Genomic DNA, 12,277 nt, shown 5'->3' on the forward strand with positions numbered 1-12,277 from the left:
GACCGAGTCGCTGCAGTCACAGGTGCCCGTCGACGCCGATGTCTCGCCGGTGGTGTCCGCCCAGGGTCTGGTCAAGAGCTTCCGGCACGTGCGCGCTCTCGACGGCCTGGACCTGACCGTCCTGCCCGGGGAGGTGCACGGTTTCCTGGGTCCCAACGGGGCCGGCAAGACCACGACCCTGCGGACCCTGCTCGGGCTCCTCCGTGCCGACGCCGGCGAGGTGCGCCTGTTCGGCGAGGACCCGTGGCGGGATCCCGTGGGGCTCCACCGGCGGCTCGCCTACGTGCCCGGCGACGTCAGCCTGTGGCCCAACCTCTCCGGCGGGGAGACCGTCGACCTGCTGCTGCGGATGCGCGGCCTCGACCCGGCCGCCGGCCGCAAGGACGAGCTGGTGGAGCGCTTCCGGCTGGACCTGACCACCCGGGCCCGGGCGTACTCGCGCGGCAACCGGCAGAAGGTCGCCCTGGTGGCTGCGCTGGCCGCGGACACCGACCTCCTGGTCCTCGACGAGCCGACCAGCGGCCTCGACCCGCTGATGGAGGAGGTCTTCCGCGAGTGCCTGGCCGAGCACCGGGCCCGCGGCGCCACCGTGCTGCTGTCCAGCCACATCCTCAGCGAGGTCGAACGTCTCGCCGACCGCGTCACGATCATCCGGGACGGCCGGACCGTCGAGTCGGGGACCCTCGCGAACCTCCGGCTGACCCGGCACGCGACGCCGGACGCGTCGCTGGAGGACTTGTTCCTGGCGGCGTACCGGTGACCGCGGCGACGGGCAGCGTGCTGCTGCTGCGGCAGCACCTCCGGCGCGACCGGATCATCGTGCCCGTCTGGATGGGCGCCCTGGTCCTGATGGCGTTCGCCTCCGCCAGCGCGACGGAGACCCTGTTCGGCACCGTGCAGGACCGGGTGCGGATCGCGGCCCTGGTCAACGACCAGGCGGGGCTCGTGGCGCTGTACGGACCGATCCTCGACCCGCGCAGCGTCGGCGAGCTGGCGATGTCGAAGCTCACGGTGCTGTACGCGCTGTTCAGCTGCGTCTTGTACGTCGTCGTCGTGCGTCGGCACACGCGGGTCGAGGAGGAGTCCGGTCGGGCCGAGCTCGTCGCCGGCACGAGCACGGGTCGCAGCGCCCCGCTCGTCGCCGCCGTCGCCGAGGGTGCCGGTGTCGCGGTCGTCCTGGGGATGCTCGTCGCCGCGGCGGACGCGCTGGGTGGCCTGCCGGTCGCCGGGTCGCTGTGGTTCGGTCTCGCCTGGGCCGGCACGGGACTGGTGGCCACGGGAACGGCGGCGGTGGCGTGCCAGCTGTCGCCCAGCGCCCGCACCTGCGGGGCGATCGCCGCGGCCCTGCTGACGGGGGCGTTCGTCGTCCGCGCGCTGGGAGACGCCGTGGACCGCCTGCACTGGCTCTCCTGGTTCTCACCGCTGGGCTGGAACACTCAGCTCCGGGCCTGGTCGGACCCGCGCTGGTGGGTGCCGCTCCTGCACGTCGGCGTCGCCGCGGCCCTGGTGCTGGCCGCGCAGGGCATGCGGGCACACCGGGACCTCGGGTCCGGGCTGGTCGAGGCCCGACCGGGCCGTCCGGGCAGCACGATGGCGAGCCCGTGGAGCCTGGCCGTCCGGCTGCACCGCACCTCCCTGGTCCTGTGGACCGTGGGCGCCGCGACCATGAGCCTGCTGTTCGGAGCGATGGCCCCCGGGTTCGACGACCTGCTGAGCACCGGCGCCGGCCGCGAGCTGGTCGACCGGCTGGGCGGGGCGTTCATCGCGGCGCTGCTGCCGATCGCCGCGATGGCCGTGACCGCGTTCCCGATCTCCGTCGTCACGCGCGTGACGCGCGACGAGGCCGAGGGCCGCGCGGAGCTCGCGCTCACGTCCGGCGCGTCGCGCGCCCAGTGGTTCGCCGCGCCCGCCGTGCTCGGTGCCCTCGCGGCGACCTGGCTGCTGGCGGTCTGCGGCGTCTCGCTCTGGGCGGGGTACCGCGCGGCCGGTGGCGGCGCGACCACGCCGGCGCTCGCCGCGGCGCTCGGCTGGGCGCCGGCGGTCTGGGTGGTCGTGGGCGTCGCCCTCGTCGGCCTGGCCGCACGCGCGGGCTGGGTGGGGTGGGCCGCCCTCGTCGGCTTCGTGACGCTGACCCTGGTCGGTGAGCTCCTCGAGCTGCCCGACTGGCTGGTCCGGCTCTCGCCGTACTCCGCCCTCCCGGCGTACCCCGTCGTCGCCTGGGACTGGACGCCGTTCGCCGTCCTGGTCCTGGTCGCGGCGGCGCTGACCGCCGGTGCGGGCCGGTGGTTCGGCCACCGCGACGTGTCCGTCGGCTGACCGGCTACCGGACCCGACCGTAGGAGACCGCCGAGGTCCAGATCCGCTCCTTGCGGACCCGGGTGCCGGAGTACGGCGAGTGCAGGACCTGGTGGTGCCCCGCGTAGAACCCGACGTGGTAGACGCTTCCGCCGCTCTGGAAGAAGACCAGGTCGCCGGGGCGGGCGGCCCGCGCCGGGATGGGCCGGGTGGCGCCGCGCTGGGCGGACGAGGTACGCGGGATCGGTACGCCGGCGCGGCGGAAGGCGTACGACGTCAGGCCCGAGCAGTCGAAGGCGTTCGGCCCGGCGGCGCCGTAGCGGTACGGGTCGCCCTTCTGGGCGGCGGCGACGCGGAAGGCGCGGATCGCGGCGCCTCCGGCGTGCTTGGCGCGGTGGTGACGCTTCGCACGGTGCTGCTTGTGGTGGTGCTTGTGGTAGTGCTTGCGGTGGTGCGAGTCGGTGCCGGCCCGGGAGTCGCTGTGGCTCGCCCGGGTGGAGGCGGGCTCGTCGGCGATGGACGGCGCGGCGCTCAGACCGGTGACGGCCACGGCGACGGCCGTGGCGATGGTGAGCAGGACGGATCGGACGGCCCGCGGGCGGGCAGGGGTGATGGGCATGAGTGATGTTTCCGGCGCACGCCTACGAGAGATGACCTGTCGGATTCGAGGCGCCGTGCCTCGGCCGACCGGACCGTGCCGGTCCGGTCGTGCTTCACCCCGAGCCGCCGGCCACCGTGAGGAGGTGCTGACGACGTGCTGCCGGGTCTCCCGCGCTCGTCACCACCACGAGGATCTCGTGGAACATCCGGCGACGTGACGAGCTTCGGCGCGGTCCGGACGGGCGCCAACCTGAACGGTGGACGCCTCGTGCTCCTAGGGTGTGGACAGCCGGCCGGGATCCCAAACGCCGTCTGGACCACGTGAACGGGGACTTGCGCGTCTCGTCCTGGTGCCGCCACGACGTCGTGCACGAGCGAACCCCACCTCCGAGAGACTCGGGAGTGGGGTTCTCGATGGTGTCGTCCGGGTCAACCGTCGCGCCCGATTCCGGACGCGGGTGGAGTCCCAAGCGTGACGAGCGACCCGCCCGGGGAACAACAGCATCGACGACGACTATCGGGACGCTCTGATCGAGGCATCCGTCACGGAAGGCCTCGCCGGGGCGAGACCGTGCGCGATGGCGGACCCCGACCTGGACAGGTGGCTGGCTGCCCACCTGTGAACCCGGACGGGCCCCTTCAGCGCCGCCGGAGATCTGATGCGGACACCTCGTCACGATCCCGCGCCCTCCGCTCGCGCGATCCGGCAGTCAGACGACAAGGCGGGAACACCTCGAGGGCCGAGGGGCATGTCATCCGGTGACCTTGCGCCCTGCCGAGCGGCCCCGCGCTGCGGTGGACTGGGTCCTGAAGGTGATGCGCGATGATGCCCGGCCCGACCACCGACTCCTCCGAACGCGCGCGGACGAACGTCCTTGCGGCCCGCACGGGACGCTGGCTCACGGCCCATCCGGTGCTCGGGTACGTCCTCCTCGCCTACCTGTTGTCGTGGCCGGTGTGGGTCCTCGCCCACGCGACGGGGTCGTTCGCGCTGGTGGTGCTCGGCGGGTTCGGCCCGGCCGGAGCCGCAGCCGTGACTCTCCGCCTGACGGGGCGACCGCTGCGCCCTTGGCTCCGTGGACTCCTGGCGTGGCGGGTTCGACCGCGCTTCTACGCCTACGCGCTCCTGCTCCCTGCGGCCGTCTACGGAGTCGTGAACCTCACCATGCAGGCGCTCGGAGCGGACGTGAACTGGTCGCTCCTGCCCGCCCGGGTTCCCGGCTATCTGGTCAACCTGGTGCTCACCGCCGCGTTGCTCGGCGGGCTGGAGGAACCCGGGTGGCGCGGATACGCGCTGCCCCGTCTGCAGGAGCGGCACACGCCGTTCGTGGCCACGACGCTCCTCGGACTCGCCTGGGGTGTGTGGCACGTCCCCCTCTACGGGCCGGCCGGCTTCGTCGTACCCCTGGTGCTGGCGTTCTTCTACACCTGGCTCTTCAACCGCACGGGCAGCGTCTTGATGTGCGTCCTCCTGCACGGCAGCTTCACCGCAGCCCAGGACGGCCTGCTGCTGACCCCTGACTCGATGACCGTCGATGCGGTCATCCTCGGCACCTACCTCCTGGCCGCCGGCGCCGTGCTGGTGCTCACCAGGGGCCGCCTCGGCGCTCCTGTGCCGCAGGCCGAGGCGCCGCCCACGATCGATCCCATCACCGGGACGAGGACGCCCTGAGAGGAGCGCGTCATGGAGAAGATCATGTGGCTCGTGCTGGGTGGTGTCGCCTTCGTTGCGGCGCTGCGCGCCGGCGACAGCCAGCGCGCCAGGCTGGTCGGTCGCTGGGCAGTGGGTGTCCTCTTCATCGCGTTCGGCGCGGCCGTGAACGCGATCTACGTGACGGTGGGCACGGACGCGTACGCCTCCTTCGCCGACGCGTCGCCGTTCGCGTTCGTCCGGGACACCTGGGAGTCGCTGGTGGTGCCCCACCAGGGGTTCTTCATCACGGTGCTGATCGTCGCGGAGGCGACGGCGGGCTTGCTCGTCCTGGCCGGGGGACGGATGACCCAGCTCGGCCTGGTGTCCTTGATGGCGTTCCACGTCGGACAGCTCGCGTTCGGCGGGGTGCTGTGGGTGTGGGCCCCGTTCATGCTGGTCACGCTCGGCCTGCTCCTGCGCGCCGAACGCTGTGCCGCGGAAGCAGAGCTCGCGCGCCCGCGTCCCGAGCAGGGGTTGCCCGGGCCGACCGAGCTGGTGGCCGACGACGGACCGCTGCCGCTCCCGGGAAGGACCGGTCATGTCGATCGACACGCGTGACCCGCGTCCGCGTACCAACCCGGGGCGTGCCGCTCGAGGCCTGAGCCCGCTCATACAGGTGCTGGCGTGGTCGCTGGCGGTGCTCGTGCTTGTTGCCTCGCTGATGGGCGTTCTTGTCGACGGCGTCTACGCCGGCGCCGAGTCCACGTCGGCCATGCTGCGCGCGTACGACCTGGTGAGCCTGGCGCTTGTGGTCCCGGCCCTCGCGCTGGCAACGGTCGGAGCACGGCGCGGTTCGATGCGCTCCCGGTTGAACGTCGCCGGGCTGGCTGCCTACGTCGTCTACACCTACGCCTACTACCTGTTCGGCACCGGGTTCAACGACCTCTTCCTTCTCCACACAGCAGTCTTCGGCGCGGCGTTCTGGCTGCTCGTGCTCACGCTGACCGGAGTGGACGGCGCGGCGTTGGCGGGTCGCTCCGGATCACAGAAACACCGGCGCGCGGCCGCGGCCATCCTCGCGCTGCTCGCCGCGGCCCTCGGTGGCATGTGGGTCTACTGGGCGGTGGACAACGCCGTGACCAACGTGGTGCCGGTCGGCAGCCAGCTGGTCGAGACCGGCCTCGTCGTCCACCTGGGCATGGCGTTGGACCTGGCGCTGCTGGTGCCGTTGTACGCTGCCGCCGCGGTCCTGCTGTGGAGGCGCCTGGCGTGGGGCTACATCCTCGCCTGCCTGGCGCTGCTGCCCGGCATCCTGCACCAGGTCAGCTACCTGGTGGCCATGCCGATCCAGGTCGCCGAGGACGTGCCCGGTGCGGTCGGGACCGACGGGGCAGAGCCGATCATCGTGCTGCTCTACCTGGCTGCGACGGCCCTCCTCCTGGGCGGCACGCGGGACGCGACCGTTGAGGACGAGAAGAGGACGCGACTCGCGGGCGAGACTTCCGGTCCACGCGGAGCCTCCGGGGCGTCCGGTGCATCCGGCGGTGCGGGATGGTGGCGGCGGGGACGCCGGCCCTGACCGTCTGGTCCCGCTCCCCGACGGGGATCCCGCCCGCCGGGGCGTGGGACGAGTCCCACGATGTGGTGTCCGAGGGGGGACTTGAACCCCCACCCTCTATACGAGGACTAGCACCTCAAGCTAGCGCGTCTGCCTATTCCGCCACCCGGACAAAGGTGATGTTTCGCGCCCTGCGACGTGCCGGGCACGGCGTCGAGCGCGGCGGTAACTGTAGCAAAGGAAGCCCCGGAACCTCGCATCGGGCGCCCCTGTCGGGCAAGTGCCAGGATGGGGAGATGAGCACCCACGACGGCACGGACACCGGTACGGACGCACGCGGGTACGACCCGGCCGCAGAGGTCGTCGACATCTGCCGCGACCTGATCCGGATCGACACCACCAACTTCGGTGACGGATCCGGGCCGGGGGAGCGCAAGGCGGCCGAGCACGTCGCGGCGCTCCTCGAAGAGGTCGGGATCGAGGCCGAGCTGTTCGAGGGCAAGCCGGGGCGCACCAACGTCATCGCCCGCTGGGGCGGTACGGCGAACGGGCGGCAGGACCCGCTGCTCCTGCACGGCCACCTCGACGTCGTACCGGCGGAGGCCGACGACTGGCAGGTGCACCCGTTCAGCGGCGAGATCCAGGACGGCTACCTGTGGGGCCGGGGCGCGGTGGACATGAAGGACTTCGACGCCATGCTGCTCAGCCTGGTGCGCGCCCGCGCCCGGGCCGGCCGCGAGCCCGACCGCCCGACGGTGCTCTGCTTCACCGCCGACGAGGAGGCCGGCGGCCACGACGGCGCCGAGCAGGTCGTCCTGCAGCGTCCCGACCTGCTCGAGGGGTGCCGCGAAGCGATCGGCGAGGTCGGCGGGTTCAGCACCACCATCCGTGGCCGGCGGTTCTACCTCGTGGAGGCGGCCGAGAAGGGCATGGCCTGGATGAGGCTCACCGCGACCGGCAACGCCGGCCACGGCTCGATGCGGCACCCGGACAACGCGGTGACCCGCCTGGCCCAGGCCGTCGGCCGGATCGGCACCCACGAGTGGCCGGTGCGGCTGACCCCGTCGATGCAGGTGCTGCTCGCGGCGGTCGGCGACGTGGCCGGCACCGAGGCGACGCCGGAGAACGCCGAGGTGCTCGTCGAGGAGTTCGGCTCGGCCGCGCGGATGCTCGGCGCGGTGATCCGCAACACGACCAACCCGACGATGCTCGGCGCCGGCTACAAGGTGAACGTCGTGCCCGGCGAGGCGACCGCCCACGTCGACGGCCGCTTCCTGCCCGGCCACGAGGACGAGTTCTTCGCCACCCTGCAGGAGCTCGTCGGCGACGGGATCGACATCGACTTCGTCAGCAAGCAGTCCGGCCTGGAGACGACGTTCGACGGCGACCTGGTCGATGCGATGACCGCGTCGATCCTCGCCGAGGACCCCGGCGCCACGGTCGCGCCGTACCTCATGTCCGGCGGCACCGACGCCAAGCACTGGGACAAGCTCGGGATCCGCTGCTTCGGGTTCAGCCCGCTGCGGCTGCCGGCCGACCTCGACTTCACCGCGCTGTTCCACGGCGTCGACGAGCGGGTGCCGACCGACGCGCTGGAGTTCGGCGCGCGGGTGCTCGACCGGTTCCTCGACCAGGTCTGAGCCGGGTCCGAGCCGGGGGGTCAGACCAGCGTCGTCCGGCGCTGGCGGATGATCTTGCGCTTCAGCACGACCCGGCGGGTGCCGTCGTGGCCGATGCGCACCCGGTCGAGGACCCAGCCGCCGTGCTCGGCGCGCTCGACCAGCAGCCTGGTGACGAAGCTGCGCGAGAAGTCGCGGGGGATGGTCAGCCGCTCGAACTCGTACTCCACACCGGGACCGGTGGCCCGCCGCTGGGCGGTGGTGTGGAGCGCCGAGTGGGACATGCCCTTCATCGTGGCACGTCGGCCCCAGCCCTGTCCGCGAATCGCCCGTCAGTCGGACGACACGTCGTCGAGGGCTGCCACGAGCTCGTCGGGCAGCGTGCACTGCTCGGCGGTCAGCGACCCCTTCAGCTGGGCGGCCGTGCGGGCGCCGACGATCGGCGCGACCACCCCGGGGCGGTCGCGCACCCACGCCAGGGCGACCTCGAGCGGGGTCCACTCCAGGCCGTCGGCGGCGCGGGCGACGGCCTCGACGATGCGCTTGCTGCGGTCGCCGAGGTAGCCGGCGACGAACCCCTGGAAGTGCGGGGAGGCGGCGCGGGAGTCGGCGGGGGTGCCGGTCCGGTACTTCCCGGTCAGCACGCCCCGGCCCAGCGGCGACCAGGGCAGCAGGCCCAGCCCCATCGCCCGAGCCGCGGGCAGCACGTCCTGCTCGGCCCGGCGGTTGAGCAGGGAGTACTCCACCTGGTGCGAGGCCAGCTGCGCCCGCCCGGGCACCGCCCGCTGCCAGGTCGCGGCCTGCGCGCTCTGCCAGCCGGTGTAGTTGGAGATGCCGACGTACGCCGCCCGTCCCGTCGAGACCGCGTAGTCCAGCGCCGACAGCGTCTCCTCCAGCGGGGTGTCGTCGGACCAGGCGTGCACCTGCCACAGGTCGATGTGGTCGACCCCGAGCCGGCGCAGCGACGCGTCGAGCGTGGCGACCAGGGCCCGGCGTGAGGTGTCGGTGCGGCGCTCGCCGCGGGCGCGGCCGATGCCGGCCTTGGTGGCGATCACCACGTCGTCGCGTCGCACGACGTCACCGACGAGCGCGCCGATCAGCTCCTCCGCGGCGCCGTCGCCGTACCCGGCAGCCGTGTCCAGCAGGTTGCCGCCGGCGTCGACGAACGCCACGAGCTGGTCGCGGGCCTCGTGCTCGTCGGTGTCGCGCCCCCACGTGAGCGTGCCGAGGCCCATCCGGGAGACCTGGAGGCCGGTGTTGCCCAGGAAGCGCTGCTGCATGGGCAGAACTCTATTTGGCGTCCGCCGCGCCCGGCCGCCGCCTCGCCGGGGGTGCCACGGGTCGGCACGCGGCGGGATCTAGGGTGTGGGCCGTGGCCGACTTCCTCAAAGCCGTCTTCCTCGGTCTGCTCCAGGGCCTCACGGAGTTCCTGCCGATCTCCAGCTCCGCCCACCTGCGGATCTTCCCGGAGCTGTTCGGCTGGGGCGACCCCGGCGCCGCGTTCACCGCCGTGATCCAGATCGGCACCGAGATCGCGGTGCTCCTGTACTTCCGCAAGGACATCTGGCGGATCGGCTCGTCCTGGGTGCGGTCGCTGTACAAGCCGGAGCTGCGCGGCGAGCTCGACAGCCGGATGGGCTGGTTCATCATCATCGGCTCGCTGCCGATCGTGGTCCTCGGCGTGATCCTCAAGGACTACATCGAGACGCACTTCCGCAACCTGTGGGTGATCGGCACCACCCTGATCGTGCTCGGCATCATCCTCGGCATCGCCGACCGCGTCGGCCGCACCGACCGCACCATCGAGCGGATGACGCTCAGGCACTCGGTCCTCATGGGCCTCGCCCAGGCCGCAGCGCTGGTGCCGGGCGTCTCGCGCTCGGGCGCGACGATCAGCATGGGCCGGTTCCTCGGCTACGACCGGGAGGCGGCCACCCGGTTCGCGTTCCTGCTGGCTATCCCCGCCGTCGTCGGCGCCGGGCTCTTCGAGCTCCCGGAGATCCCGCACGGGGACAACGCCTACGGCCCCTGGCCGACGCTGGTGGCGACGATCGTGTCCTTCGTGGTCGGGTACGCCGCCATCGCGTGGCTGCTCCGCTACGTCAGCACGCGGTCGTACCTGCCGTTCGTCATCTACCGGATCCTGCTCGGCGGCGGCACTCTGCTGCTGCTGTCCGCCGGCGTCCTGGCCGCCTGACCGCCGCGCGCGCTAGAGCCAGCCGGACTTCTTGAACATCCGGTACAGCACGACCGACGCGACGATCATCAGCGCCAGCGCGTAGCCGTAGCCGAACCGCCAGTGCAGCTCGGGCATGTGCACGAAGTTCATGCCGTAGATGCCGGCGACCAGCGTGCCGACCGCGGCGATCGCGACCCAGGCGGAGATCTTCCGCATGTCCTCGTTCTGCTCGACGCTGATCCGGGCGAGGTGCGCGTCGAACGCCGTCGACAGCAGCGAGTCGAGCGTCTCCACCGACTCCGACACCCGCACCAGGTGGTCGGCCACGTCCCGGAAGAACGGCGCGGCCTCCTGGCTCACCGCCGGGACCGAGCCGGTTGCGAAGCGCTTCATCGGCTCCCTGAGCGGGTTGACGGCCCGCCGTACCTCCGCGAGCTCGCGCTTGAGGATGTAGATCCGTCGGGAGTCCTGGGTGCGCTGCGGCGAGAACACCGAGGCCTCGACCTCGTCGACGTCGATCTCGAGCTGGGTGGCGACCTCCTCGTAGGTGTCGACGACATGGTCGACGATCGCGTAGACGACCGCCGACGGACCGTGCCCCAGCACCCCCTCGCGCGCCTCCAGTTGGAGCCGGGTGGTGTCCAGCGCGGTGCCCTCGCCGTGCCGGACGCTGATCACGAAGTCGCGGCCGACGAACACGTTGATCTCGCCGGTCTCGACGGCGTCCTCCTCGTCGACGTACCAGAGCGTCTTGAGGACCAGGAAGATGCCGTCGTCGTAGCGCTCGAGCTTGGGCCGCTGGTGCGCGTGCAGCGCGTCCTCGACGGCGAGCGGGTGCAGCGAGAAGGCCGCGGCCACCTGCTCGAGCTCGTCGCCGGACGGTTCGTGCATGCCCACCCAGACGAAGTCGTGCGGCCCCGTCGTCGCGGCCCGCACCTCGTGCAGGTCCGCCTTGTCGCAGGACAGGGGGATGCGGACACCGTCGCGGTAGAGCGCGCTGTCGACGATCATGCTCCCGACCCTAGGCCCAGTAGCCTCGTCGCCATGGCAACTGTGATCCTGGCGCGACACGGCCGCACCACCGCCAACACCGGCGGCGTGCTGGCCGGGCGGAGCGCCGGGGTGCACCTCGACGACCTCGGCGCCGAGCAGGCCCGCGCGGCCGGGGAGCGGCTCGCGGTGCTGACGGTCGCCGCCGTGGTGACCAGCCCGCTCGAGCGCACCCGTGAGACGGCCAAGGCGATCGCGGCCGCGCAGCAGCCGGCGCTGAGGCCGGTCGCCGAGAAGGGCCTGCTCGAGTGCGACTACGGCGCGTGGACCGGTCGCGAGCTCAAGACGCTGGCCAAGGAGGAGCTCTGGCGGACGGTGCAGGCGCACCCGAGCGCCGCGGTCTTCCCCGAGGGCGAGTCGATGGCCGGCATGGCGGCCCGCGCCGTCTCCGCCGTACGACGCTGGGACGCGAAGGTCACCGAGGAGCACGGCCCCGACGCCGTGTGGGTCGCGGTCAGCCACGCCGACGTCATCAAGGCGATCCTGGCCGACGCGCTCGGCATGCACCTCGACGGGTTCCAGCGGCTCGTCGTGGACCCGGCGTCGCTGTCGGTGGTGCGCTACACGCCCCTGCGGCCGTTCGTCGTCGCCATGAACTCCACCGAGGGCGACCTGTCGCACCTGAAGCCTCCGGCAAGGAAGGCGCGCCGGCGCAAGGTCAGCAGCGACGCGGCCGTCGGCGGCGGGGCGGGCGCCGGCTCGGTGCCCGGGCGGGGCGCCGGGGCCACTGGGCGGCGGGCATAGGCTCGGCGCCATGGCATCGGTGATCCACAGCTTCGACCCGCCGGAGCGGTTCGTGGCCGGCACGGTCGGCCCGCCCGGCCAGCGCACCTTCTTCCTGCAGGCGCGCACCGGTGCCCGCGTCACGAGCGTGGCGCTGGAGAAGCAGCAGGTGCAGGTGCTGGCCGAGCGCATCGACGAGCTGCTCGACGAGCTGATCCGCGCCGACGAGGGCAGCGCCACCATCCCGGCCGTCTCGCCGGTCGCGCTGGAGGACAACGCCCCGCTGGAGCAGCCGATCGACGAGGAGTTCCGCGCGGGCACGATGACGCTGTCCTGGGACTCCGACGACGAGCGGATCGTGGTCGAGGTGTTCCCGTTCACCGAGGAGTCGGTGGTCGAGCCCGGCACGCCCGAGGAGGAGATCGAGGAGCCGGAGCCCGACGAGATCCTCGTCGTGCGGATGCCCGCGGGGATGGCCCGCGCGTTCTGCAAGCGCGCGCAGGCCGTCGTCGGCGCCGGCCGGCCGTCCTGCCCGTTCTGCGGCGGGCCCGTCGACCCGGCGGGGCACCTGTGCCCGCGCGCCAACGGCTTCCGTCGTACGACGCCCGACTGACCCAGCC

General features: G+C 72.6%; 12 protein-coding genes, 1 tRNA gene and 1 pseudogene. 9 read left to right on the forward strand and 5 right to left on the reverse strand.

The features are described 5' to 3' along the window. Nucleotides 1-22: 22 nt before the first annotated feature. Together ETU37_RS13235 and ETU37_RS13240 are read left to right on the forward strand one after the other, a co-directional pair. Nucleotides 23-706: pseudogene (locus ETU37_RS13235) on the forward strand (ABC transporter ATP-binding protein); the annotation flags it as partial. A 50-nt stretch (nt 707-756) separates the two neighbouring features. Continuing rightward, nucleotides 757-2,316: an ABC transporter permease gene (locus ETU37_RS13240; RefSeq protein ID WP_129987804.1), complete on the forward strand. Its 1,560-nt coding sequence runs from the start codon at nt 757-759 to the stop codon at nt 2,314-2,316. Between the two features lie 4 nt (nt 2,317-2,320). Here the strand turns inward: ETU37_RS13240 and ETU37_RS13245 are convergent, their stop codons facing one another. Further along, on the reverse strand, nt 2,321-2,914 hold the full coding sequence (locus ETU37_RS13245; protein WP_129987805.1) for a C40 family peptidase: 594 nt from the start codon (nt 2,912-2,914) through the stop codon (nt 2,321-2,323). An 804-nt stretch (nt 2,915-3,718) separates the two neighbouring features. Between ETU37_RS13245 and ETU37_RS13250 the strand changes: the two genes are divergently transcribed. From ETU37_RS13250 to ETU37_RS13260, 3 genes are read left to right on the forward strand one after another with little or no spacing between them, the layout of a single operon-like run. Then, nucleotides 3,719-4,567 carry a CPBP family intramembrane glutamic endopeptidase gene (locus ETU37_RS13250; RefSeq protein WP_240755716.1) on the forward strand — a complete coding sequence of 283 codons (849 nt, stop codon included), beginning with the start codon at nt 3,719-3,721 and terminating at the stop codon, nt 4,565-4,567. Nucleotides 4,568-4,579: 12 nt separating this feature from the next. Continuing rightward, nucleotides 4,580-5,146, forward strand: coding sequence for a hypothetical protein (locus ETU37_RS13255; protein ID WP_129987806.1), 567 nt, complete (start codon nt 4,580-4,582; stop codon nt 5,144-5,146). A gap of 58 nt (nt 5,147-5,204) precedes the next feature. Next, nucleotides 5,205-6,107, forward strand: coding sequence for a hypothetical protein (locus ETU37_RS13260; protein ID WP_129987807.1), 903 nt, complete (start codon nt 5,205-5,207; stop codon nt 6,105-6,107). A gap of 63 nt (nt 6,108-6,170) precedes the next feature. Here ETU37_RS13260 and ETU37_RS13265 read toward each other — a convergent pair. Further along, nucleotides 6,171-6,258, reverse strand: a tRNA-Leu gene (locus ETU37_RS13265). A gap of 124 nt (nt 6,259-6,382) precedes the next feature. Here ETU37_RS13265 and ETU37_RS13270 point away from each other — a divergent pair. After that, nucleotides 6,383-7,726: a M20/M25/M40 family metallo-hydrolase gene (locus ETU37_RS13270; RefSeq protein WP_129987808.1), complete on the forward strand. Its 1,344-nt coding sequence runs from the start codon at nt 6,383-6,385 to the stop codon at nt 7,724-7,726. A gap of 20 nt (nt 7,727-7,746) precedes the next feature. On the opposite strand, the gene ETU37_RS13275 is transcribed toward ETU37_RS13270, so the two are convergent. Beyond that, on the reverse strand, nt 7,747-7,989 hold the full coding sequence (locus ETU37_RS13275) for a DUF5703 family protein (RefSeq protein WP_129987809.1): 243 nt from the start codon (nt 7,987-7,989) through the stop codon (nt 7,747-7,749). A gap of 48 nt (nt 7,990-8,037) precedes the next feature. Beyond that, complete coding sequence (locus tag ETU37_RS13280; RefSeq protein WP_129987810.1) at nt 8,038-8,985, reverse strand: aldo/keto reductase; 948 nt, start codon at nt 8,983-8,985, stop codon at nt 8,038-8,040. Between the two features lie 92 nt (nt 8,986-9,077). Here ETU37_RS13280 and ETU37_RS13285 point away from each other — a divergent pair, with 92 nt between their 5' ends. Beyond that, complete coding sequence (locus ETU37_RS13285) at nt 9,078-9,902, forward strand: undecaprenyl-diphosphate phosphatase (protein WP_129987811.1); 825 nt, start codon at nt 9,078-9,080, stop codon at nt 9,900-9,902. Between the two features lie 12 nt (nt 9,903-9,914). Here ETU37_RS13285 and corA read toward each other — a convergent pair whose 3' ends face one another. After that, the gene (gene corA / locus ETU37_RS13290; RefSeq protein ID WP_129987812.1) at nt 9,915-10,895 is read right to left on the reverse strand and encodes a magnesium/cobalt transporter CorA; all 981 of its coding nucleotides are present in this window, start codon (nt 10,893-10,895) and stop codon (nt 9,915-9,917) included. Between the two features lie 33 nt (nt 10,896-10,928). Here corA and ETU37_RS13295 point away from each other — a divergent pair, with 33 nt between their 5' ends. After that, nucleotides 10,929-11,678: a histidine phosphatase family protein gene (locus ETU37_RS13295; RefSeq protein ID WP_129987813.1), complete on the forward strand. Its 750-nt coding sequence runs from the start codon at nt 10,929-10,931 to the stop codon at nt 11,676-11,678. A 10-nt stretch (nt 11,679-11,688) separates the two neighbouring features. After that, on the forward strand, nt 11,689-12,270 hold the full coding sequence (locus tag ETU37_RS13300; RefSeq protein WP_129987814.1) for a DUF3090 domain-containing protein: 582 nt from the start codon (nt 11,689-11,691) through the stop codon (nt 12,268-12,270). The last annotated feature ends 7 nt before the right edge of the window (nt 12,271-12,277 follow it).

It is taken from the genome of Nocardioides iriomotensis, from assembly GCF_004168035.1.
Classification (GTDB): Bacteria; Actinomycetota; Actinomycetes; order Propionibacteriales; family Nocardioidaceae; genus Nocardioides_B; species Nocardioides_B iriomotensis.